The organism is Streptomyces sp. NPDC059816 (assembly GCF_042732055.1).
Classification (GTDB): Bacteria; Actinomycetota; Actinomycetes; order Streptomycetales; family Streptomycetaceae; genus Streptomyces.
This window is the reverse complement of record NZ_JBHWIQ010000006.1, coordinates 137,764-161,126: the sequence shown is the minus strand read 5'-3', so window position 1 is coordinate 161,126 and position 23,363 is coordinate 137,764. Positions and strand designations below refer to the sequence as shown.

The window sequence follows — 23,363 nt, the reverse complement described above, 5'->3', positions numbered from 1 at the left end:
CCGTTACAGTGCGGGCCACCGCAAGGCGTGCGTCGCGGTGACATGCGCGACAGGAGCGCACACGCGAAGGTCCGTAGGGGGAGCATGACCGTCGTACCAGATCCGTCGGACGGGGATCCGACGAAGGACTTCCGGGCGGCCGGAGCGCCCGGCAACGCGGAGGACGTCACCCGGGTCGTCGGTGCGGGAGGCGCGGGCGACCGTACGAACGCCACCCGGAGGGAGACGGTGCCGGGGGCCACCGACGCCACGCGCGTCGAGACCCGACCCGGGCAGGCCCCCGGCAGCGGGGCGTCCGCCGGGGCGGGCTGGATCCACGTGCCGACCGTCATCAACGAACGTTACGAGATCGTCCAGCCGTTGCCCGCCGGCGGTGAGACCGTCGCCGTGCAGCACGTGAGGGACCGCCGGGACGGCTCGGAGTGGGTGGTGAAGCTCTACCGGGGCTCGTCCCGTCGCAACGCCCCGGTCATGACGGCGTTGAAGGAGGCCGACCACCCGAACGTCGTCCACGTCCGGGACTTCGGTTCGGAGCGGGACGCCCACGGCACCGACTGGCCCTGGGAGGTGCTGGAGTACGTACCCGGTGGTTCGCTCGGGGCGCTGCTGCGCGAGCGCGGGGCGTGCCACGAGAACGACGTGCGCGCGGTCCTGACGCAGACCGCCGCGGCACTGCACTACCTGCACACCGAACTGCGCGTCGCCGATCGCCGGGGCGCCGCGCACCGGGACGTGAAACCCGCCAACATCCTGCTGCGCGGCGAGAACGCCGCCGGCTTGGAGGTGGCGCTGGCCGACTTCGGTCTCGTGGCGGAGACCCGAGAGACGCGGCAGACGCACATGGTCGCGGGCAGTTGGAAGTACCAGGCACCGGAGACCTGGCGCAGGGCGGATCGGCGTGCCGCCCAGGACTGGTGGTCGCTCGGTGTGGTGGTCGTGGAGATGCTGACCGGCCGGAACCCCAATGACGGCGGCGTCGGCGGCTGGTCCGACCCCGAGGTGCTGTTCGATCACCTGACCACCCACGACGTGGACCTGAGCGGTGTCGAGGACGCCCGGTGGCGGCTGCTGTGCGCGGGACTGCTGACCCGGGCACCCGAGCACCGATGGCAGTACGGGCAGGTGTGCGCCTGGCTCCGGGGCGGCAGCCCGGGGGTGCACAGCGCGCCGACGCCCCGGGGCGGCAAACCCCTGCGGGTCGGCGGCGAGACCTACGACAACCTGGCCGATCTGGCCGAGGCCATGGCGGACTCGGCCTGGCCCGTGGCCCGCAGTCCGTTCCTGTCGCCCGGCTGGCTCGCCACCGTGCGCGCCTGGCTGGAGAAGGAGTTCGACGGCGGCGGCATCCCCGGTGAACTCGTCGAGCACCCGGCCCAGGACGCGCGGGCCGCGGCCGTACGGGCCGCGGCCTTCCGCGCGGCGGTCCTGAAGGGCGCCCCGCCGAGGTTCGCCGGCCATCACGCCGACGCCGCCGGGCTGACCGAATTGGCGGCGTCCACCAGCGCGGCGGACCGGCGGCTGATCGCCGTGGTCAGCGGCGAACTGCTGCACGTCTTCGCGTCCCACCCCTGTGCCACCCCCGGCGCGCCCGGCCACCGGCAGTGCGGCGGGAACTGCCGGGTCCTCGCGCGGGCCGCCGAGACGCTGCCGGAAGAGGAGGCGAGGCTCGCGCGGGAGATCACGGCCCTGACCTCGTGCACGCAGGGCACGGCGACGGCCGGCCTCGCCGACACCCTGCGCGGACTGTCCCACCACCGCGAACTGCGCGTGCTGTGCCTGCGCGCGGTCCTCGACCCGGCGAGCCAACGGCGGTTGCGGTGGAGCGTCCAGGGCCAGCGCGCGGCATCGCGACCGCGCGCCTGCGCCTGGTGGATGGACCTGTCCGACCGGGCCCTGCGCGACCGCGACTCCCTCGCGCCGCTCCTGCTCGCGCAGGTACTGCTGCCCCAGGCCAAGGCCGACGGGCTCCAGGAACGGCGCAAGCCGGACGGCCCCAGGGAACGCCGACGGGCCAGGACCAAGGAGGCCGTACGGCGGGCGGGGGCGCACGTGCTGCGGCTGTGCTCGGACCTCCTCACCGCAGCCCTGCTGTTCTGCGTCTCGCTCGTCGCCCTGTACGTGGCGGTCGTGGCCTGGCTCACCTGGTCCGGGGACCGGCCGGCGACCGACTTCCACGCGTACGCGACGATCGCAGCGCAGGTGCAGTACCAGTTGAGCGTTCCGCTGGCCGCGGTCCTGCTCGCACTGGTCGTGTTCCACCGCACCCCCGCCCCGGCGGCCAAGTCCGCCGGGTGGCTCGTCGTGGGGTCGGGCGTCGTGGTCGCCGGGATGTTGTGGGAGGGCCATCTGCGCCACCTGCGCTTCCCGTACCTGCCCGGACCGGGCTTCCGGGACTTCCTGCTGGAGCTGGCGACCCGGCCGGGCATCCGGGAGCACCCCGGAACCACCGCCTCCGTGGCCGCCGTGATCGGGTTGGCCTGCCTGTACGGCATCGGGCGCTGGGCGGACCGCCGTGCGGTGCGTCCCTACGGGCGCTTCTCCCCCTGGGCGACCAGGGCCCGTACCACGATCGTCCTGGTGGTGTTGGTGGCGCTGTTCGGTCCCGTCCACGACTGGTGGCCGACCGAGGTGATGCCGGCGGAAACGACGGAGTTGTGGTGACCGACTCCGGTCGGGAGGCGCTGTCTTGAGTTCCCAGGCAGTTGCCTCCCACCGGATCGAACGCGGTCCGGCGCCGTGGGCACTCCTCGGCCACGGTTGCGGCGTCCCCGTCCGAGGCCCTGCGTCATGCGGAAGACTGGGCGGTCGCACGGACGACAGGGGCCTCTGCGGTGGGGACGGGACGCCCGGGAAGAGGGGGAGCAGATGAGCTTTCGGGGGTCGGAACCACCAGCGGAGGGTGCCTTCAGGGAGACCCGGCAGAAGTGGCTGGAAGCCCGGGTCCAGGACCTCGCCAAGGTCCTGGAGAGGGACGGAGCCCAGCTGTACGGCCTGCTTCCCCCCGATCTCGGCGCTCAGTGGTGCGTCGCGGCAGCCACCACCGCACGCGTGGCGGCGGACCACGCACGGGCCAGGCCCGTGGGCGACACGGTTCGCTGGCTCGAACGGCTGATCCCCGGGGGCCGCCCCCACGAACTGACGGCTTCGGTGCGGGAGTTGCGCCGCCGGCTCGTTCCCGGGGACGAGCCGGCACTGTGGTCCTGGAACGCGGGATCGTGGGCGGACCTGCTGCTGTGGTGGTGGGGGCGGAACCAGCCCGGCACCGCCCACCGGGAGCGGGACGTCGCCGAGTGGGGTGCACGGTGGTCGGTGGACGCCCGGTGGGACGGTCCCCACGACCACCCCGAGCGGGCGCCGCGCCGCCACGGCCGGGAACTCCGCACCCTGGCCGGGTTCTTCGTCCACGAGCCCGAACCGCTCGGCCTGCTCGCGCGGGCCGTGCTCGACGCGCCGGAGACGACCGCGGAGGTCCAGGACGCCGTCCTGCTGCGTGAGGAGTACCTCCAGGGCGCCGGGCACTTGACCTGGATCGCCGAGCAGCAGGCGTGCGTCGAACAGCTCGAAGCCTGGCGACGCACCCAGCAGGCGGTGGGGTCGGACGCGACGCGCGGTTTCCTCGCCGAACTGTCCGAGGCCGTCGAGAGGTACGTGTCCGTCGTCCTCCAACCCGTGATCGACGCACTGTCCGACTGCGAGCGCGCCCTCTTGAGCGACAGCAGGCCCGGTCCACGGCGTTCCGCCGCCGACTACCTGGGCGCCTTCCTCGACTTCCTCGACTGGCAGGGCGAGACCCCGGACGACGAGGGGTCCGCTTCCCGGGCGGCGGAGTTCGTGGCACGGGGCAGGACCACCTGGCACGGGATGGAGGGTTCCCTGCCGGTCTGGTACCACGTCGTCACCTCCCCGCAGGAGAGCGCGGCGGCGAAGGCGTACGCGGGAGCGCCGTCACCCTCCGTCGTGCGCGTCAGGACCGGTGTCGAACCCGTGCCGGAGCCCGAGCCCGCGCCCGATTCCGCGTGGTACCCGGAACCCGGCATCGACGTCCCCTACGACGGTGGCAGCGCCTTCGACCTCGGTGCGCTGTTGGCCGTCGCCCGACTCGGTCACGCCCGGCTGGAGTTCCTCACCGTGGGGGCCGACGGCGGAGTCCAGCGACTGCGTACGGTCCTCGCCCGGGTCCGGGAGGAGGACCGCCTCGGCTGGCGGCGCTGGGCACTGGCGGCCCTTGCGCCACTCGCCCCCGAGCCCGAGGACCTCGCCGACGCGATCACCCGGCAGGGTGACGACAGTGGTGCGGATCAGGGGCCGGACGAAGACGAGGGTCCCCAGGTGCGCGGGACGCCCGCGGACCGCACCGCGCGTCCCGCCTCCTCCGGTGGCCTGCCGCCCGCGCTCCTTGGCCGGGTCAGGGCGCTGTTGCGGCAGGCCGAGGACCCGGGCGTCACGGAGCAGGAGGCGCACACGTTCCTGGACAAGGCCACCGAGATCATGGCCAAGTACGGCATCGAACAGGCCATGCTCGACGACGAGGTGAAGCCGGACCGGCCGCTGGACAGGGTCGTGGACGTGCATCCTCCGTACGTCAAGGAGGGCCGACGACTGCTCAGTTGGATCGGGAACGAGATGCGGTGCCGTGCCGTGTATCCCGGAGGCGGGGAGCATCGGCGCCGGGTGCACCTGTTCGGTTTCGAGGCGGACCTCCACGCGACCGAGGTCCTGTTCACGAGTCTTCGCCTCCAGATGCTGAGCGGGGCGGACGCGGCCGATGCCCGACACCGGCCGCAGGGCGAGGACGCGCGGGCGTACAAGCGGTCCTGGATGCTCGGGTTCATCCGCGAGGTCACCACGCGCATCGGTGCGGCCCAGGGGGTGGCGCGGGCAGCCGCCGATGCCGAGCAGCGGACCGACCCGCTGCGGACGGGCCCGGGCGGGCGCAGCGTGGACCTGGTCCTCGCGGACCGCTCCGCCGTCGTCGAGAACCGGGTCTCGGCCCGCTACCCGCAGCTCGTCAAGGCGCGTCCGACGAAGTTCAAGGGCACGGGATACTGGCAGGGGGTGGCCGACGGGAGGCACGCGGAGATCGGCGGGCCGACCCTCGCCGATGAGGAGGACGTGGCGCAACTCGCCCACTGAGAGCGGTCGGTGGGTCGGGTGCCGTGGAGGCCGCGGCCCACTTCGTCGTGTGCAGCGAGAGGGGGCGCGTGGTGAAGACGGACGGAACTCCCCTCACGGTCGCGCAGTTGCGGCCGCGGTGACGTGGACACCCCCGAAGGTCGGCACGTGCAGCGCTGCGTCGACCTGTTCGTCCACGAGTTCGCGCCCGGTACCACGCGCATCTACTTCCGCTCGATCATCGAACCGTCCCTGACCTCGCCTCCTGCGAGCCCGGGCGGCTGAGCTCGCAAGAGCCCTGCCGCCCGATGAGGACGGCAGGGCTCCCGTGGTGCGTACGTCCGTCAGGTGTCGCGCTTGGACGAAGCGATGTTGACGAAGTCCACCCAGGCGTGGGGTGATACGCGGAGGACCGGTCCGGTGACGGTTTTGGAGTCGCGGACGTGCACGACTCCCGTACCGGCGGCGACCTCTACGCAGTCGCCGCCTTCGGTTCCGCTGTAGCTGCTCTTGAACCAGGTGAGGCGGGGTGCGTCGGTCGAGGACTCAGCGATGTTCATAGCTCTCCCAACAACCCTTCGATGAACTCCAACGACTCCCGTGGCGTGAGAGCCTGCGAGCGGATAATCCCATAGCGGGCGGCGGTGAGGACCGTCTGTTCCGGGTCGGTCTCAAGAGCGCTGGTCGTGTACATCTCCGAGTACACGAACTTCTTTCCGTCCTTGCGGGTGACCACGGTGAACGGCCCGTTCACGCCCGGGTTGTCCTCGCAGACCAGTGGCATGACCTGGATCTCGACGTTCCCCTTCTGGCCGATCAGGAGGAGGTGTTCCAACTGCCCGCGCAGGACGCCCGTACCGCCGTAGCGACGACGTAGCACCGCCTCATCCATCACGAAGCTCAACAGGGGAGTGGGACGTCGGTCGAAAATGTCCTGCCGCGCCAGCCGCGCGTTCACTCGCTGCTCGATCGTCTCCTGGTCCAGTGGTGGACGTCTCATGGCGAGCAGCGCACGCATGTAGTCCTCGGTCTGGAGCAGTCCCTTGACGACCAGGGCGTCGTACGCGAGTAGTTCGACGCACTCCTTCTCCAGTGCCGCCATCCCCTGGAAGAACACCGGGTACTGGGCCCGTTCCACCTGGTCCTTCCACAGGGTCAGCAAGCCGCCCGCGCCCAAGACCTCGTCCGCCTTGTCGATCGTCCTGGGGGACGGAATCCGTCGGCCCTGCTCGAAGGACGCGACGCTGGACGCCGAGTACCCCAGGCGCCGGCCGAACTCCTCGCGTTCCAGGCCCGCCCGTAGCCGCAGGGTCTTCATGCTCTGCCCGAAGGCCAGGACCACCCCCTGGCCGGATCTGTCCGCCGCGCGCCCGCCTGCTCCGTCGTTGCCGTCCCAACCGTCCCCGAGGGGCGTCCTCTTCTCGTCCGTCGTCATCGCGGTTCCGCCCTCGTCGTCCGTGTACCCGGTCACACCGCACCCCCGTCACTCGTACCGCCCTTGCCTACACAACTCCGTTGCCGGGGGAGGCGTCACGCCGAGTGGCAGGGGCTCACCGCCGAACTGAACCCCGGGTCAGAGCCCGGGGGCGAGGACCGTGAGACGGAGCAGGGCGGCGAGGGCCAGCGCGACCGGGAACGCGTACCACCACCCGCGCAGCCACTCGGGCTTCACGCACGCCCACGAGAGCAGTGCCGTCACGACGGCGACGGCCAAGCCGATGCCGGCGGCGAAGCCGGCGTTGGTGACGGCCTGGTCGTCCCAGGGGCCGTCCGGGGACGACGTCACGCCGCGCGTCGCGTACACGTGTTGCCGTCGCGCGTACAGAACGGTGCGTGAGAGCGGTGAAGCTGGTCACGGCGGGCGCTGGGCGGAACCGTTGGCGGCATGATCCATGAACCGGGCGAATTCCGCCGTGCTGACCGATGCACCCGGGCCGTGCGCCCCTCGGCCCCTCGGTCCGTCCCCCTCCGTCTGGCGTTCGCCATGCGCTTCACCTCCACGGCGCGCGGCGCCCGCCTCGCCCGGCGGCTGGTCGGGCACCGGCTGGACGCGTGGGGCGTCCCGTACGGGAGCGAGGCGCACGAGGCGATCGTGCTGGTGGTCGCCGAGCTGACCGCGAACGCCGTGCGGCACGGCCACGTCCCGGGCCGGGACTTCGACCTGCGCCTGCGCGTGGTCGACCCGGGAAGGACCGTGCGGATCGAGGTCACGGACAACCGTTCCGGGCGGGTGCCGCCCCGTCCGGAAGCACTGTGCGCGCCCGGCGACGGGGACACCGGCGGTCGGGGGCTGCTCCTCGTCGCCGGGCTTGCCACCCGCTGGGGCTGGCACCCGCGGCCCGACACCCCGGGCAAGACGGTGTGGGCGGAGTGCGCGTTGCGGGAGGGCGACCGGTCCGGCCGTCCGGCGGGGGAGGCCCGTCAGCACGGATGACGTGGTGCCCCGGGTCGTCCCGGACCGTCGACGTCCGCCGCGGCCTGGTCGATCGGCAACCGCCGTACGGCGTCGGTCACTCGGTGTGCAGGAGGAAGGCGGCCTGTTCGTGGGGGCGGCCGTTGACCTGGATCTGCACGAGGTGGCCGCCCGAGTGGTAGCGCCGGGTGGTGATCGGCTTGAACGAGTGCCGACGGGTGGTCCGCCAGGTCTCGCCCGGGGCGAGCGAGCGGGTGGTCAGCTTGAACACCTTCGGGGTGAGGCTGCCGTTGGCCTTGCGGTGGTGGATGACGTAGTCGATGACCACCTCGGCGGACCGGTCGGAGGCGTTGGTCACCGCGCAGTCGAACACCAGGTGGTCGCCGACCCGGATCTCGGGTGTCGTGACGTGTGGACCCTCGACGGTGACGGGGAGGTCGGGGGAGTGGCCCAGCAGGGTGAGCGCTCCTGAGTCGCCCGCCTTGATCAGGGTGCGCAGTCCGTGGCGCACCACCCGGTCGGTGGTGGGCTCGGGCGCGTCCAGCCAGCGGGCCGCCACCTCGACGGCGAGTGCGGGATGGTCACGGCTGATGTCGTTGAGGTGGTTGGACACGGATCTGCGCACGTACTCGGACTCGTCCCGGTACAGGGCGTCCAGGAGCGGCACCGTCGGGGTCGGGTCCTGGATGAGCGCGGGGATCTGCGGCGCCCAGGGCAGCCGTGGCCGGGTGCCCTCGCTCGCCAGCCGTCGGACGTGCGGGTCGGGGTGCCCGGTCCAGGGCGTCATGGCCGTGAGCGCCCGTTCCAGATCGGCGAGGAGGAAGGGGCGCACCCCGGTCTCCGCGGTGAGCCGCGGGGTCAGGTCCGCCTGGAGGGCGAGGGCGGGTTCGAAGGCGTCCAGGCCGCGCACGGCGACCGCTTCGGCCACCGGGTAGATCATCCAGCCGGTGAAGTCCTCCTCGCCGAGGGCGGTGCGCAGGACCCGGGCGAAGGCCGGGTAGTCGGCGGGCAGGTCGGCCAGTACGGCGTCCCTGATCGCGGTGACCCGGCCGGTGAAGCTGAGCCCGTCCAGTTCGTCGCCGCAGGCGCGCGTGCGCTGCGCGGTGACGCCCTCGCCCCGGCCCGCCCGGACGAGGCACCGGGCCAGGGCGGTGGTGGTGTCGGTGTTCAGTAGTCGTTCTGCCAGGGACACGGCCTGGGGTCTCCTCGCGATACGGGCGTACGGGTGCATGGGGCTGCACCGGCACCGACAGTGCCGGTGCAGGACACCATGTCACCCACCACTGACATCGACGCCCGGGGAGCGACGGACCCCCGTTCAGCGCGGGGCGGGAGCCTGTCCCCTCGCCGTCCCGGGCTCGACGCCGCAGAACTCGGCCTCCAGGGCGTCGAGCATCCCCGTCTCGCTCCAGTCCCCGTTGAGGTTGAAGGCGAACGCGTGGCGACCGTCCTCGGTCGTCGCCGCGAACGAGACCGAACCGATCCAGCCGCCCCCGTGCCCCCAGGTGTTCGTGCCGCAGCTCCACGTGTGCCGTTCGAGCCCGAGGCCGTAGTCCGAGCCGGGCGGCGTGGTCTTCATGGCCTTCAGCTGCCGCGGGGAGAGGAGCTTGCCCTTCATGAGGGCGCTGTAGAAGCGGTTGAGGTCGCCCGCGCTGGAGATCATGTCGCCCTCGGCCCAGCTCTGGGACGCGTTCTGCGAGGTGACGTCGTAGATGTTGGTCGCGGCCGGGTCGGTCGTCACCTTCGAGTACGCCCGGCTGCTCGGCTGCGGCATCAGCGAGCTGTTCCCGGGCATGACCGTGGCGTGCAGCTTCAGGGGCTTGATGATGCGGTCGCGGACCTCGCGTTCGTAGGTGCGGCCGGTGGCCTTCTCCATGATCAGCGCGGCCAGCACGTAGTTGGTGTTCGAGTACGCGTAGCCCGCGCCGGGCTTGAACGTCGGGGGATTGGCCATCGCGGCGTCGACCGCTTCCTGCGGCGTCCTGGTCTTGAAGCGGTTCACGTGGAAGCCGGGTACGAGGTACTTCCGTGCGTAGGCCGTGTCGTTGAGGAAGTCGAAGACCCCGCTGGTGTGGTTGAGCAACTGCCGTACGGTCATCTTCCGCCCGTCGTGCCCGTGGCCGCGCACCGTGCCCGGGAGCCAGGTCTCGACCGTGTCGTCGAGGTCCAGGCGCCCCTCGGACTCCAACTGGAGCATGACGGTGGCGACGAACGTCTTGGTGATGCTGGCGATGCGGAACCGGTCGTCGGCCTTGCGCGGGGCGCCGGTCTTGAGGTTGCCGACGCCCGCGGTGCCCCGCCAGACGCCGGCTTCGGTCAGGGCCTGTCCCGTGACACCGGGGACGCCACCCCGGACGATTCCCTCCAGGGCCCGTTGGGTGGCCCGGTGATCGCGTTCGGCGCCGTCCGGGTGGGCCGCTGCCTGCGCCGGTGCCGTGAAGGCGGAAGCGGTCAGTGCCGCCGCCACCAGTCCCACCGCACCGGTACGCGCCCTGCTCCGTCGTGCTCGCATTTCTACGACTCCCTACCGTTCCGCCGTGCCGTCAACCGGCATCCGGCATTCCGCAACAACACCCGGAAGGACCCTGCACGGTGGCGCAGGGTTGAGCGTTCGGGTTTCCTCGCGCACGCGCCGGGCGTCAGAGGAACGCGGCGGCCAGGACGTCCGCCGGAGCCCCGGCGGCTTCGAGGCGGCCGTCGCGCAGCAGCAGGCAGTGGTGCCCGGCGCGCGCCGAGGGCAGGTCGTGCGTGGCCTGGACCACGGTGATGCCGTCCGCGGCGAGATCGGTCAGCAGCCGTTCGATGCCGTGCCGCGCCTCGGGGTCGAGTCCCGTACCGGGTTCGTCCAGCAGGAGCAGGTCGGAGCGCTGGGCGATGCCCTGGGCGATGAAGGCGCGTTGGCGTTGCCCTCCCGACAGTTCGCCCAGCTGTCGGGGTGCGAGGTGGGCGATGCCCATGCGCTCCAGCGCCTCGTCGACCGTGGCGTGGTCGCTCTTCGTCAGGCGTCGCCACGGGCCGCGGCTGCGCCAGCGGGCCATCTCCACGGTCTGCCGCACGGTGAGCGGCAGCGCATCGCTGACGGTGCTGCGCTGCGGGACGAAGGCGGGGGCGGGGCTGCCCGCGTAGTGGACGGTTCCGGATGTCGGCTGGATCACACCGGCGACGACGCCGAGCAGCGTCGACTTGCCGCTGCCGTTCGGGCCGATCAGGGAGGTGATGCCCAATGCCGGTACGTCCAGGGTGACTTGGTGGAGCACCGGCTTGTCGGCGTATCCCGCGTCGATCGCCGTCAGGCGGATGCGGGGAGGGCGGGATGAAGGGTGCACGGCGAAACCTATCTGTAGTGATAATCGTTTTCATTATAGTGTTGCCGCATGGAATGGTTGACGGGTCCCTTCGAGGTGACCTTCGTGCAAAGAGCGCTGTTCGGCGGACTCCTGGTGTCCGCGATCACGGCGCTGGCCGGGACCTGGGTGGTGCTCCGGGGGATGGCCTTCCTCGGTGACGCGATGTCCCACGGGCTGCTGCCGGGTGTCGCCGTCGCGGCCCTGCTCGGCGGCAATCTGCTGGTCGGCGCCGCGGCGAGCGCGGTGGTGATGGCCGCCGGGGTCAGCGTCCTCGGACGCACCCCGCGCCTCAGCCAGGACACCAGCATCGGGCTGCTCTTCGTGGGGATGCTCTCGCTCGGCGTGATCATCGTGTCCCGTTCGCAGTCCTTCGCCGTCGACCTGACCGGGTTCCTCTTCGGGGACGTCCTGGCCGTCGGGGAAGGGGACCTGGTCGCGTTGGCCGTCGCCCTCGGCGTGGCGTTGGCCGTGGCCGTACTGGGCCACCGGGCCTTCGTCGCACTGGCCTTCGACGAGCGCAAGGCCCACACCCTGGGACTGCGTCCGCGTTGGGCCCACGCACTGCTGCTGGGCCTGCTGACGCTGGCGATCGTCGCCTCGTTCCACATCGTGGGGACCCTGCTGGTGCTCGGCCTGCTCATCGCGCCGCCCGCGTCGGTGCTGCCGTGGGCGCGCAGCGTGCCCGCGGTGATGGCGGGGGCGGCGGCGCTGGGCGCGAGTGCCACGTTCCTGGGCCTGCTGCTGTCCTGGCACCTGGACACCGCCGCGGGGGCGACCATCGCCGCGGTCGCCGTGGCCCAGTTCTTCCTCTCCCGCACGGCCGCCGATGTCCTCCGGCGACTGAACGCCCCGGTCGCCCCGGTCGCGCCCGTCGCGCCCACGCCCGCACCGGCCCCGTCCATGCCCGCATCGCAGCCGACCCACCCGACGCCGTAGACAAGGGAGTTCACCGCTCGTGATGATTCACCGGGACCCGGCCCGCCGCCGCGCCCCACTGCCCCGCGCGCTCACCACCGTTCTCGTGGCCGCCCTCGCCGTCGGATGTACGACGGGCGGTGGGTCCGGGAACGAACCGGAAGCGTCGGGCTCCCCGCCGCACGGCTACGTGGAAGGCGCCCGGGAGTCCGCCGAACAGCAGGCACGCCTCGTACTGAGCGACCCCGCCACCGGCGATGCGCGGGTGCTGGACCTGATCACCGAGAAGGTGCACCGGGTCGAAGGGGTCGAGGGCGCCACCGCCCTCACCACCGACGGCCGGTTCGGGTACGTCCACGCCCCCGCCGGCGTCTCGGTGATCGACACCGGGGCCTGGATGGTGGACCACGGCGACCACGTCCACTACTACCGGGCCGACATACGCACCCTCGGCCGGCTGACCCCCCACGGTGACGCCCGGGTCAGCAGGGGCGACGGGACGCACGTCGCCGTGACGACCGGGAGCCGGGGCACCGTGCTCCACCGGCGCAGCGATCTGGAGCAGGGGCGCATCGGCGCCGGCCAGCCCCTCGCGGGTCGACACGCCGCCGTGATCCCCTTCCGCGAACACGTGGTGGCCGTGCCGCGCGCCGCCGGGTCCGGGGTCACGGTCCTGGACCGGGCGGGCAAGGAGACGGCGTCGCTGAAGACGGAGTGCCGCGACCCGCGGGGGGACGCGGTGACCCGGCGCGGTGTCGTCCTGGGCTGCGCCGACGGAGCCCTGCTCGTCCGGGCCCGGGGCGAGGAGTTCACCGCGGTCAAGATCCCGTACCCGCAGGACGTGCCCCCGGGCGAACGGGCCCGGGACTTCCGGCTCCGGCCCGGCAGCGACACGCTCACGGCACTCGCCGGTGACACCTCCGTCTGGGTACTGGACGTCACGGACCGCGCCTGGAAGCGGGTGGAGACGGGCCCCGTGCTCGCCGCCAACACCGCCGGCGAAGGTGCGCCCCTGCTCGCCCTCGGCACCGACGGCACCCTGCGCGGCTTCGACGTCGACACGGGCGAGCGCACCGCCCAAGCAGCTCTGCGCGCCCTCCCCTACCGGGACGGCATCCGGGACGGCGTCGGGGACGGCATCCGTGCCGGGGACGCCGGTGCACCGGACATCGCCGTCGACCAGAGCCGCGCCTACGTCAGCAACCCGGCGGCGAAACGGGTCGACGAGATCGACTACAACGACTCGCTGCGCGTCGCCCGCTCCTTCGACCTGGACATCCGGCCGGGCCTGATGGTGGAGACCGGCCGATGACCCCGAGCAACAGCCGCTCGCCGCTGAGCCGTTCGGCCCGGTTCCTGCTCGGCCTCCTCATCGTGTGGGGTGCGGTGCCGGCCTGTGCCGCCGGGAACGCCGACCGGCCGCAGATCGTGGTGACGACCAACATCCTTGGCGACATCACCCGGGAGGTCGCCGGTGGTGAAGCCGAGGTCGCCGTCCTGATGAAGCCGAACGCCGATCCGCACTCCTTCGGGCTGTCGGCGGCCGAGGCGGCCACCCTCGAACGGGCCGACCTGGTGGTGTTCAACGGGCTCGGCCTGGAGGAGAACGTCCTGAGGCACGTCGACAACGCACGCCGGGCCGACGTGGCCACCTTCGAGGTCGGCAAGGCGGTCGAACCGCTCGCCTACCGGTCCGAGGACGGCGGCCCCGAGGCCGACGACGGGCAGCCCGATCCGCACTTCTGGACCGACCCCGACCGGGTGCGGAAGGCCGTCGACCTCCTCGCCGACCAGATCACCGCGCACGTGGACGGCGTCGACCGGACCGTCGTGCACCGCAACGCCGAGCGCTACGCACAGGAGTTGACGGATCTCACGTCCTGGATGACGCGGTCCTTCGACCGCATCCCCGAGGACCGCCGGGCGCTGGTGACCAACCACCACGTCTTCGGATACCTCGCCGACCGCTTCGACTTCCGGGTCGTCGGAGCCGTCATCCCCAGCGGCACCACCCTCGCCTCGCCCAGCTCCTCCGACCTGCGCTCCCTCACCCGGGCGATGCGCGCGGCAGGCGTACGGACGATCTTCGCGGATTCCTCCCGCCCCCAGCGCCTGGCCGAGGTCCTGCGCCAGGAGACGGGGGGTGAGGTGAGCGTCGTCGAGCTCTACTCCGAGTCGCTGACCGAAGCGGGGGGCGGCGCGGACACCTATCTGACGATGATGCGCGCCAACACCGAGGCCATGACCGCTGGCCTGACCGCGAGTTGACCGCGAGTGGACCACCCCCTGCGGTCCGCCCGACCGGACACCCCACCCACATCCCCATGGATGACCGTGCCGCACCCGCGGCGAAGAAAGGAACGCCCCAGTGAACACCCCCGTAAAGAGTCCCGTACGCAGTCGCGCCGCCATCGGCGCCGCACTCGCCCTCGCCGTGTCCGTAGCCCTCACCGCCTGCGGCGGCGCGGAGGAAAAGAAGGAGGCGGACTCCTCGAAAGCCGGAACGCAGGCTGACGCCGCGAAGGCGGCGCCGAGCAGCCCGTCCGCCGCACTGCGGGAGCCGCTGGTCACCACCTTCGACGGCGGCCTGCGCCTCCTGGACGGCGAGTCGTTGAAGCTCGGCAAGACCATCGACCTGCCCGGCTTCAACCGCGTCAACCCCGCCGGTGACGACACCCATGTGATGCTCTCCACCGACAGCGGCTTCCGGGTCCTCGACGCCTCCGCGCAGACCCTCACCGACATCGAGTTCAAGGGTGCCAAGCCCGGTCACGTCGTCCGCCACGCGGGCAAGACCGTGCTCTTCACCGACGGCACCGGCGAGGTCCACGTCTTCGACCCGGCCGACCTCGCCACCGGCAAGAAGCCGAAGGGGCGCACCCACACCACTGAGAAGCCGCACCACGGAGTGGCGGTCGAGCTGGCGAACGGCGAACTGCTCACCACCCTCGGCGACGAGGAGAAGCGGGTCGGCGCCGTCGTCCTGGACGAGGACGACAAGGAGGTCGCCCGCAACGAGGACTGCCCCGGCGTCCACGGGGAGGCCGCGGCCAAGGGCGAGGCGATCGCCGTCGGTTGCGAGGACGGGGTCCTGATCTACCAGGACGGCAAGTTCACCAAGGTCACGTCCCCCGACGCGTACGGCCGGATAGGCAACCAGGCCGGTAGCGACGAGTCGCCGATCCTGCTCGGCGACTACAAGACCGACCCCGAAGCGGAACTCGAACGACCCGAGCGGGTGTCCCTGATCGACACCCGGACCGGCAAGCTGCGCCTGGTCGACCTCGGCACCAGCTACTCGTTCCGCTCCCTGGCCCGCGGACCGCACGGCGAGGCGCTCGTCCTGGGCGCGGACGGCGCCATCCACGTCATCGACCCGGAGAAGGGCGAGGTCACCCGGACCGTTCCGGCGGTCGGCGCCTGGAAGGAACCGCTGGACTGGCAGCAGCCCCGGCCGGTGCTCTTCGTCCGTGACCACACCGCGTACGTCAGCGAACCGGGCAAGCGGAAGCTGCACGCCTTCGACATCGAGTCCGGTGAGAAGAAGGCGTCCGTCACGCTGCCGGACGCGCCGAACGAGCTGACCGGCGTCGTCGCGGGCCACTGACGGTCGGCGCCCGACCGACAACACCGTGGCGCGCGCCGGGGTCACCCCCGCGGCCCCGGCGCGCCCAGCTCGGCATCCTCACCAGGTACGCATGCGGGTCGCGCACTTGTGGCAAGCAGATGAACTCCTTCAGCTGGGCGCCCGTCCGGCCGCCGAGGTAGTGCCTCCGCGCGGTGTCGTCCCTGTCGGAGAGCTGGAAGACGCCGGCGGTATGGGCGACATCGAGCCGATGGTTCCGAACTTCCTACACATGGGAAGGATTCCGAGGTCAACTCACCTTTGAACATGCATACTTGAGGGTCATCGATGGTGACAAACCGGGGGAAGCATGGAGCCTTTTGCGGTAGTTACGGAAGTGGTTCGCATGGTGGCGGCTCCCATAGGTTCGGGAGCGGCGGCCGCAGTAGGGACACGGCTGGGAGACATGGTCTCCGATCGGCTGGGCATGACACCGCAGGGACGCGCTGCCCAGGTGGCCCTGGGTGCGAACCCGCCGGACGAGACCACCGCAGCGGTGGTGCAGGATAACGCGCGGGCCGTGCTGCTCGCGGAGTTGGAGCGCGATCCTGAACTGCTGTCCGAGCTCAGCGCCGCCCTGCACTCGCTGACACCGTCTTCGGGTGGACCGAATCACGGTGTCGACATCCGTGGGACGCGAAACCGCCTCAAAGGGGTGAATGTCGTAGGCGGTGATCAGTCGATCATTCACAAGAACCCGCTCGCGGCGTGGCTGGCTATCGCGGGGCTCCTGGCCGTCCTGGCCGTGGGCGGCTACCTGCTTTCGCGATCGACTGATGACGCCGGCAAAGCGGAACCGCTGGACAGCGCGGCCCTGACTCAGAAAGTCCTCCCCTCTAAGGACAGTCTGCCCGAAGGCTGGAAAGTGACTCACGAGCCAGAGACGGCAAAATGTCCGCCGGAGGAAAAGTGTCAGGGAGTTTTTGCAAAAGCAGCGTCACAATGGGACCTTCCGGAGGGCGGAATAGCAGGCGTGGAAGTCACCGCCTTCACGTCCAACGGCGCCGCCTCCGACTTCTATGCGCAGATTGTGCGTGAGGCCAAAGATGACAAGAAGATAGATCTCGCACAGATCGGAAGCGAACGAGTGGCGGTCGAGCGGGCCGGTTCCTCGGCCTCGGAGCCGGAGTTTGAGGCGTTTGCCCGTACCGACAGCGTGCTCGTCAGGGTCGTGACATCCGGGAAGTCCGCCGAAACCCTGCTGTCCAGGCTGCTCCGCACCTCCGTTGAGCGTGCCGACCAGGCTCAGCAAGGGAAAGAGCCTGACGCTGCCATGAACTGACCAGGACGTGAGCTCGCGGCCTCCCACCAGGTGCCGGTGAAGGCGCCATGGATCTGGCTCGCCGCAGCAGCCGACTGGCACGACTCCCGCGCCGACCGGTGAGCCCACGGGCACGTCATGACATCGTGACGTCATGACCATCGCCGTGCGCCCCGCTTCGACCTTCGAGGACGTCCGTACCCTGATCGGCCCGAAGTCGCCTACCGCGAACGTATGTTGGTGTCTGAGCTACCGGATTCCGTCCAAGCTCAACAACGAGCTGCGCGGACCGGCCCGCGGTGAGTACGTTGCCGAGCTGTGCCGTGCTGAGCCCCCGCCGGGAGTGCTCGCGTACGACGGTGACGAGCCGGTGGGCTGGGCGGCCGTGGCGCCGCGCGCGAACACCTCCTTCGCGCGCAGTCGCAAGGTCCCGTACGTCGACGACCTGCCGGTCTGGTCGCTGTGGTGCATCCGGGTCCGGCCCGGTCACCGCAAGAAGGGGATCTCGCACGCCCTGATCGCCGGTGGGGTCGAGTTCGCCCGTGCTCACGGCGCACCGGCGATCGAGGCGTACCCGCTCGACAACGGTGACGCCCGGGTCGACGTGACGATGGCGTACGCCGGAATCCGGAAGAACTTCGAACGCGCGGGGTTCACCCACGCGGCCGACACCACCTCCGTGCTCGCCGGTCACCCCCGGGTCCTGATGCGGCTCGACCTGCGCTGACGGATCGGCGTGCGCCCTACGGGAGGAGCCGCCCGCGGTCCAGGGTCAGGATCTCGTCGGCGGCGGCGAGGCCGGCCCGCTCGTGGGTGACCAGGAGGGTGGTGCGGCCGTGGGTGGCGTCGAGGAGGTCGGCGAGCACCGCGGCGGCGGAGTCGGGGTCGAGCCCTTCGGTGGGTTCGTCCAGGACGAGGACCGGCGGGTCGGCCAACAACGCGCGGGCCAGCAGCAGGCGTTGACGTTGGCCGCCGGACATCGCGGTGCCGTCCTCGCCGAGGAGGGTGTCCCAGCGGTCGGGCAGCGACTCGATCCAGTCCAGCAGGCGGGCCCGGTCGGCCACCGCCCGCAGCTCGGCGTCCGTGGCCCCGGGGCGGGCCAGCAGCAGGTTCGCGCGGATCGTGGTGTGGAAGACGTGCGCGGACTCGGTCACCCCGGTGATCACCCGCCGGACCTCGGCGCCCGCGCAGTCCCGCAGCTCGCGCCCGCCGACCCGGACGCTTCCCGCCTCGTACGGGACGAACCGCATCAGCGTCGCGATCAGCGTCGACTTGCCGGAGCCGCTGGCGCCGAGCAGCACGACCCGGCGGCCGGCCGGAATCCGTAGGGTCAGTCCGTCGAGGGCGGGCGGGGCGGCGGGGTCGTGGCGTACCCGTAGGTCGGTGATCTCGACGTCGAGCGGACCCGTGGCGGGGAGCGGGGCCGGCGCGGTCGGCTCGGTGACCGGGGGCGGGGTGTCGAACAGGGTGGCCAACCGGTGGGCCGAGGCCCGTACTTCGGTGAACCGTTGGGCGGCGGCGGGCAGCGGGGTCAGGGCGTCGAAGGCGACCAGTGCGAGGACCGCGAGGACGGTGAGGTGCACGGTGGGCAGCGCACCCGTGGCGTGGGAGCGCAGCGCGAGCCAGGTGACACCGACCACGGCCGCGCCCTGGAGTAGCAGCACCGCGGTGGACGCCAGGGTGGTGGTCAGGGCCGCCCGGCGCTCCAGGGTGGCGATGCGGGCGGCGGCGCGGCGGGCCCGTCCCTCGGCGCGGCCCAGCGCACCGTACGCGGTGAGGTCTGCGGCGCCCCGGGTCAAGTCCATTGTGTGGGTGGCGAGTTCGGCTCGGGCGGCCTTCGCTGCGCGGCCGGTGCGGTGGGACACGGTGAGGACCAGGGCGGGTACGGCGAGGCTGGCCAGGGTCAGCAGCACACCGAGGAGGACGCCCGCCTCCGGTAGCAGTACCGCGGTCGTCGCGGTGGCGGCGGTCGCCACGGCGAGGGCGGCCGACGCCGGGACCAGGACCCGTAGCAGGAGGTCCTGGGCGGCGTCGACGTCGTCCACGAGGCGGGTCAGGAGGTCGCCGCTGCGGAAGGCCGGGGTGCCCGCCGGAGCCAGCGGTACCAGGGCCTCGTACACCAGGGTGCGGAATCCGGCGACGGCCCGCAGCGCGCCGTCGTGGCCGAGCAACCGGTCGGCGTAGCGCAGCACCCCGCGGCCCAGGGCCAGGGCGCGCACGGCGACGATCGCGAGGCTGATCGCGGCGAGCGGGGGTTGTTCGGCGGCGCGGGTGATGAGCCAGGCGGCGGTGGCCATCAGTGCGGCGCCGGCGAGGTCGCTGGCGGCTGCGGCCAGGGCGGCGGGCAACAGGCGACGCCAGTAGGGGAGGAGGTGGCGCAGGAGGCGAGCGGTGGGTGGTGAGGGACGGGCGGCCGTGGTCATGTGGTCACCAACGTCGGTGCGGAGGCGACGAGGCGGCCCGCGCGTACGGTGACGATCCGGTCGGCGTGCGGCAGCAGACTCGTGCGGTGGGCGACCACGACGGAGGTCCGGCCGCGCATCAGTCGGACCGTGGCACGGGTCACGGCGGCCTCGCTCTCCGGATCGAGGTGGGCGGTCGGCTCGTCCAGCAGCAGGATCGGCGCGTCGACGAGGAACGCCCGCGCCAGGGCGATGCGTTGGCGCTGACCGGCGGAGAGCCCGGCACCGTCTTCGCCGAGCGGGGTGTCGTACCCCCGGGGCAGTGCCTGGACGAAGGAGTCCGCCGAGGCGGCGCGGGCCGCTCGCCGCACCTCGGCGTCGGACGCGTCGGGGCGGCCGAGCCGGATGTTGTCCGCCAGGGACGCCGCGAACAGGTGCGGGCGTTGCGGCACCCACGCCACCCGGGTGCGCCAGGCGTCGAGGTCCAGCCGGGCGAGATCGGTGCCGCCCACCGTGACCCGGCCCGACTCCGGGGCCACGAACCCGAGGAGCAGCGCCAGGAGCGTCGACTTGCCGGCGCCGCTCGGGCCGACCAGGGCGAGCCGTTCACCGGCGCGGACGGTGAGGCAGACGTGGTGGAGGGCGGGCGCGGCCCGGTCCGGGTACCGGACGGTGACCCCGTCCAGGTGCAGGGGTGCGGTACGGGTGTCGGGGACCGGAGCGGGTGCGGCGGGGCCGGCGGTGGGCGCGTCCTCGGCGTCGAGGAGGGCGAACACCCGCTCGGCCACGGCGATGCCCTCGGCGCTGGTGTGGAAGGCCGCGCCCGCCGCACGCAACGGGGCGTACGCCTCGGGGGCGAGGAAGAGGACGACGAGCGCGGTCCGCAGGTCCGTGCTGCCGCCCAGGAGCCGTAGGCCGACCGGGACGGCGACCAGGGCGACGGAGAAGGTGGCGACGGTCTCCAGGACCAGGGACGACAGGAAGGCCACGCGCAGGGTCCGCAGGGTGGTGCGGCGGTGGGCGTCGGCCATCTCGCCGACCACCCGGGTCTGGTGCCGCTCCCGGCCGAACGCCCGCAGCGTCGGCAGGCCGGCCACCACGTCCAGGAAGTGACCGCCCAGCCTGGCCATCAACTGCCACTGTCGGGCGGTGCGTTGCGCGGTGTGCAGGCCGACCAGCGCACCGAACACGGGGATCAGCGGCAGGGTGAGGAGGACGACGAGCGCCGAGGTCCAGTCGGTCCACGCCAGCCAGCCGACGATGGTGAGTGGCACCACCGCGGCGGCCACTCGGGTGGGCAGGTAGCCGATGACGTAGGGGTCCAGGGCGTCGAGGCCGCGGGTGAGCAGGGTGGCCGTCTCGCCGTGGCGGTGGGCCGCCAGCCGTAGCGGGCCGGTGTGCCGCAGTCGGCCGGTGATCCGGTCGCGCAGGGTGCGCTTGGCGTCGGCCGCGGCGCGGTGCGCGAGCACCGACCGGGACCAGCTCAGCAGGGCGCGCAGGCCCAGGACGGCGCCCAGGAGGGCCAGCGGGGCGAGCGGCAGCGCATGCCCGGAGAAGGCCCCCGAGAAGGCGTCGGCGAGGGCCGTGGCCAGGAGGGTCGCTTGGGCGACGACGAGTGCTGCGCCCAGCAGGGCCAGTGCCGTGCAGTACGCCGTGTGGCGCCGTAGTGCGGGTAGTTCCTTCAGCAGTCGGCGTTCCACCGGTTTCATTCCGGAGCCCTCTCGTGTGCCTGGACGGCTCAGAAGTAGTGGGGGTGGCGGCGGCCGGTGCGGCCCCGGAAGGCCCACCAGCTCCAGCTCTGGTAGCCGAGGATCAGCGGGATCACGATGACGCCGAACGCGGTCAGGATCTTCAGCGTGGCTCCGTCGGCGGCCCCTTGACCGATCGTCATGCCGGAGCCGGCGGAGCTGATCAGGACGTACGGGTAGTGGCCGGCGCCCACCAGGAGGACGGGGAGCAGGGTCGCGCAGCAGGTGGCGGTGAACGCCCGGCCGAGGTGTCCGCGGGACAGGTACCGGTGGGCGGCGAGGAGCGCGGCGGCGAGGAGGGCGGCGATGACCGCCGAGGTGGCGCGGTTCGTCATCGAGGCGCCCGCGCCGAACAGCGTCAGCATCAGGGCGAGGGAGCCCGCGACGGCGACCGCCTCCAGGAGCCGCGTGCCCGTCCGCCGGGCCCTGGAGGCGAGGGCGGGGGAGGAGCGCAGGGCGACGAAGGCCGCTCCGTGGGCCGCGAAGAGCAGGGCGGTGGTCACCCCGCAGACCAGCACGAACGGGGTGAGGAGCGTGCCGGTGTCGAGGTGGAAGGTCCCGTCGGCGCGGCGGGGCACCCCGTGCAGCAGGAGGCCCAGCACGAGTCCCCAGCCCAGGGCGGGGAGCGCACCGCCGCACACGATCAGGGCGCCCCCGTACCGCCGGGCGCGGGCGCTGCGGGTGCGTCCGCGCAGCTGGATCGCGGCGTTGCCGAGGACCAGGCCGACGAGGATCGCCACGATCAGCGGGTACAGGGCGGACAGCAGGGTGCCTTCGAGGTAGGGGAAGGCACCGAAGAGCACACCGGTGAAGGCGACCAACCAGACCTCGTTGCCCAGGAAGAACGGTGCGATGGCGGCCAGGGCGGCGTTCCGGTGGGTGGGTCCGGCCCGGTGGGGTGCCCGGTCGCCGAGGAGGGGGTACAGCATCTGCACGCCGTAGTCGTAGCCGCCGAGCACGAAGTACCCGGCGAGCAGCAGGCCCAGTAGGGCCAACCACAGGGTCTCCAGACTCATGTCGCTCAGCCTTCCTCGCTCCAGCAGGAGGGATCGGTACGGGTACGGGGGAGGGGCCGGCTTCAGAAGGTCGGCACCGGTTGTTTCGCTTCGGCGCCCCCGGACGGGTCGTCGAGCGGTTCGGTGGCGCCGAGCTGGGTGGCGTCCGGGCCGCGGCGGGCGAAGCGGGCGATCAGCGTCCAGTTCGTCACCGCCAGGGCGACGAAGACCGCGATGAAGAGGGTGCAGGACACCAGCAGGGACGTTCTGCTGACCGGGGAGAGCGCGTCCGCCACCGTCAACTCGCCGTAGATGAGCCAGGGTTGGCGGCCCATTTCGCGCAGGGCCCAGCCGGCCAGGGAAGCGAGGAAGGGGAACGGGATCATGAGGGTCAGGAGGTGGGCGAAGGGGCGCCAGCGCCACAGGCGGCCCTTCCACAGCAGGAGTACGGCGATCAGGGTGACGGTGGAGACGGCATAGCCGATGAGGGTCATGCTCTCCATCGAGAACCGCAGCCAGTCGTGCGCGAACACGTAGTCGTCCGGCCCGTGCTCGTGGACCAGCTCGGCTTGCACCCGGGCGATGTCGCCGCCCTCCAGGGCCGCCGCCTTCATCGGCTGGCTGCGGCGGATCAGGGGGAGCTGCATCTCGCCGACGGTGGCGACGAACCAGGCGGCGGGGGTGCCCACCAGGAGCGCCAGGCGCAGCGAGCCGCGGAACAGCTCGGTGTCCGTGGTGCCCCGGGCCAGGTGGTAGGCGCTGATCCCCAGGACGAGGACGGTGCCCGTCGTGAGCGCGGCGAGCGTGATGTGGGCGAGCGCGACCAGGGCGTTCGGGTTGGTGAGCAGCGCTCCGAAGTCCGTCAAGTAGGCGACGCCGTCGCGCACTTCGTGACCCACGGGGTGCTGCATGAAGCCGTTGGCGACCATGATCCAGTAGCCCGAGGCGTAGGCGGTCAGCGTCACCAGCCAGATGAGGGTGACGTGGACGCCGCGGCGCAGCCGTCCCCAGCCGAAGATCCACATCCCGAGGAAGGTGGACTCGGCGAAGAAGGCGATGAGGGTTTCGAGGGCCAGCGGGGCGCCGAACACATTGCCCGCGAACTTGCTCAGGCCGCTCCAACTCAGCCCGAACTGGAACTCCATGACGAGGCCGGTGACGATGCCGACCGCGTAGTTGATGACGTAGAGCTGGGCCCAGAAGCGGGTCATGCGCTCCCGGACGGCTCTCTTCACGGGATCACGGGTGTAGGCGGCCCGGGTGTGCATGATCGCCACGAGGGGGACGAGCCCCATGGTGAGGATCACGAACAGCCAGTGGATGCCGGTCGTGGCCGCGAACTGGAGTCGGGCCAGCTCCACGGTGCTCATGGTGCGACCTTCCTGGGCACGGGGTCGGGGTGGACGTCGTGTCGCGTCTTGTGGGTGGCGTGGGTGGCGTGGGTGGTGCGGGGTCATCGCTTCGCGTGTGCAGGTGCCGGACGCCGTTGTCCGTGGCACCTGTGCGGTGGCCCCGATGACGACCGTAGGGAGAACCCCTCATGCA

General features: G+C 71.9%; 20 protein-coding genes. 10 read left to right on the top strand and 10 right to left on the bottom strand.

Annotation, left to right across the window (positions count from 1 at the left end; translation table 11 throughout):
• Window positions 1–84: 84 nt before the first annotated feature.
• The 3 genes from ACFV88_RS10645 to ACFV88_RS10635 all read left to right on the top strand — a co-directional run bounded on the left by ACFV88_RS10645 (window position 85) and on the right by ACFV88_RS10635 (window position 5,397).
• A complete protein-coding gene (locus tag ACFV88_RS10645; protein WP_385488412.1) occupies window positions 85–2,661 on the top strand; it encodes a serine/threonine-protein kinase in 2,577 nt (858 codons plus the stop codon).
• A 204-nt stretch (window positions 2,662–2,865) separates the two neighbouring features.
• Entirely contained in the window at window positions 2,866–5,133 is a 2,268-nt protein-coding gene (locus tag ACFV88_RS10640) for a DUF2786 domain-containing protein (RefSeq protein WP_385488410.1), read from the top strand.
• Window positions 5,134–5,256: 123 nt separating this feature from the next.
• Window positions 5,257–5,397 (top strand): hypothetical protein, encoded by a 141-nt coding sequence (locus ACFV88_RS10635; protein WP_385488407.1) that lies wholly within the window; start codon window positions 5,257–5,259, stop codon window positions 5,395–5,397.
• A gap of 59 nt (window positions 5,398–5,456) precedes the next feature.
• On the opposite strand, the gene ACFV88_RS10630 is transcribed toward ACFV88_RS10635, so the two are convergent.
• The 3 genes from ACFV88_RS10630 to ACFV88_RS10620 form a co-directional block, all read right to left on the bottom strand.
• On the bottom strand, window positions 5,457–5,672 hold the full coding sequence (locus ACFV88_RS10630) for a DUF397 domain-containing protein (RefSeq protein WP_385488404.1): 216 nt from the start codon (window positions 5,670–5,672) through the stop codon (window positions 5,457–5,459).
• Window positions 5,669–6,547 carry a helix-turn-helix transcriptional regulator gene (locus ACFV88_RS10625; RefSeq protein ID WP_385488697.1) on the bottom strand — a complete coding sequence of 293 codons (879 nt, stop codon included), beginning with the start codon at window positions 6,545–6,547 and terminating at the stop codon, window positions 5,669–5,671. The genes ACFV88_RS10630 and ACFV88_RS10625 overlap by 4 nt, the downstream gene beginning before the upstream one ends.
• Window positions 6,548–6,685: 138 nt before the next feature.
• The gene (locus ACFV88_RS10620; protein ID WP_385488401.1) at window positions 6,686–6,898 is read right to left on the bottom strand and encodes a hypothetical protein; all 213 of its coding nucleotides are present in this window, start codon (window positions 6,896–6,898) and stop codon (window positions 6,686–6,688) included.
• Between the two features lie 198 nt (window positions 6,899–7,096).
• On the opposite strand from ACFV88_RS10620, the gene ACFV88_RS10615 reads away from it, so the two are divergent.
• A complete protein-coding gene (locus ACFV88_RS10615; protein WP_385488398.1) occupies window positions 7,097–7,546 on the top strand; it encodes an ATP-binding protein in 450 nt (149 codons plus the stop codon).
• 76 nt (window positions 7,547–7,622) lie between these two features.
• Here ACFV88_RS10615 and ACFV88_RS10610 read toward each other — a convergent pair whose 3' ends face one another.
• From ACFV88_RS10610 to aztA, 3 genes are all read right to left on the bottom strand, one after another.
• Window positions 7,623–8,717 (bottom strand): DNA alkylation repair protein, encoded by a 1,095-nt coding sequence (locus ACFV88_RS10610; RefSeq protein WP_385488396.1) that lies wholly within the window; start codon window positions 8,715–8,717, stop codon window positions 7,623–7,625.
• 126 nt (window positions 8,718–8,843) lie between these two features.
• Entirely contained in the window at window positions 8,844–10,037 is a 1,194-nt protein-coding gene (locus ACFV88_RS10605; RefSeq protein ID WP_385488393.1) for a serine hydrolase domain-containing protein, read from the bottom strand.
• A gap of 127 nt (window positions 10,038–10,164) precedes the next feature.
• Window positions 10,165–10,851 carry a zinc ABC transporter ATP-binding protein AztA gene (gene aztA / locus ACFV88_RS10600; protein ID WP_385488390.1) on the bottom strand — a complete coding sequence of 229 codons (687 nt, stop codon included), beginning with the start codon at window positions 10,849–10,851 and terminating at the stop codon, window positions 10,165–10,167.
• A 48-nt stretch (window positions 10,852–10,899) separates the two neighbouring features.
• Here aztA and aztB point away from each other — a divergent pair, with 48 nt between their 5' ends.
• From aztB to ACFV88_RS10570, 6 genes are all read left to right on the top strand, one after another.
• A complete protein-coding gene (gene aztB, locus ACFV88_RS10595; RefSeq protein WP_385488387.1) occupies window positions 10,900–11,808 on the top strand; it encodes a zinc ABC transporter permease AztB in 909 nt (302 codons plus the stop codon).
• Between the two features lie 22 nt (window positions 11,809–11,830).
• The gene (locus tag ACFV88_RS10590) at window positions 11,831–13,099 is read left to right on the top strand and encodes a hypothetical protein (protein ID WP_385488694.1); all 1,269 of its coding nucleotides are present in this window, start codon (window positions 11,831–11,833) and stop codon (window positions 13,097–13,099) included.
• Entirely contained in the window at window positions 13,096–14,055 is a 960-nt protein-coding gene (gene aztC, locus ACFV88_RS10585) for a zinc ABC transporter substrate-binding protein AztC (RefSeq protein WP_385488384.1), read from the top strand. Before ACFV88_RS10590 ends, aztC begins: the two co-directional genes overlap by 4 nt.
• Window positions 14,056–14,155: 100 nt before the next feature.
• Window positions 14,156–15,394 (top strand): zinc metallochaperone AztD, encoded by a 1,239-nt coding sequence (aztD, locus tag ACFV88_RS10580; RefSeq protein WP_385488380.1) that lies wholly within the window; start codon window positions 14,156–14,158, stop codon window positions 15,392–15,394.
• Window positions 15,395–15,818: 424 nt separating this feature from the next.
• A complete protein-coding gene (locus ACFV88_RS10575; protein ID WP_385488377.1) occupies window positions 15,819–16,694 on the top strand; it encodes a hypothetical protein in 876 nt (291 codons plus the stop codon).
• Window positions 16,695–16,827: 133 nt separating this feature from the next.
• Entirely contained in the window at window positions 16,828–17,400 is a 573-nt protein-coding gene (locus ACFV88_RS10570) for a GNAT family N-acetyltransferase (RefSeq protein WP_385488374.1), read from the top strand.
• 16 nt (window positions 17,401–17,416) lie between these two features.
• On the opposite strand, the gene cydC is transcribed toward ACFV88_RS10570, so the two are convergent.
• From cydC to ACFV88_RS10550, 4 genes are all read right to left on the bottom strand, one after another.
• Window positions 17,417–19,096 carry a thiol reductant ABC exporter subunit CydC gene (gene cydC, locus ACFV88_RS10565; protein ID WP_385488371.1) on the bottom strand — a complete coding sequence of 560 codons (1,680 nt, stop codon included), beginning with the start codon at window positions 19,094–19,096 and terminating at the stop codon, window positions 17,417–17,419.
• Window positions 19,093–20,784, bottom strand: coding sequence for a thiol reductant ABC exporter subunit CydD (gene cydD, locus ACFV88_RS10560; protein ID WP_385488368.1), 1,692 nt, complete (start codon window positions 20,782–20,784; stop codon window positions 19,093–19,095). The genes cydC and cydD overlap by 4 nt, the downstream gene beginning before the upstream one ends.
• A gap of 29 nt (window positions 20,785–20,813) precedes the next feature.
• Window positions 20,814–21,839, bottom strand: a complete 1,026-nt coding sequence (cydB, locus tag ACFV88_RS10555; RefSeq protein WP_385488365.1) for a cytochrome d ubiquinol oxidase subunit II — start codon at window positions 21,837–21,839, stop codon at window positions 20,814–20,816.
• Between the two features lie 62 nt (window positions 21,840–21,901).
• On the bottom strand, window positions 21,902–23,188 hold the full coding sequence (locus ACFV88_RS10550; RefSeq protein WP_385488362.1) for a cytochrome ubiquinol oxidase subunit I: 1,287 nt from the start codon (window positions 23,186–23,188) through the stop codon (window positions 21,902–21,904).
• Window positions 23,189–23,363: the final 175 nt, after the last annotated feature.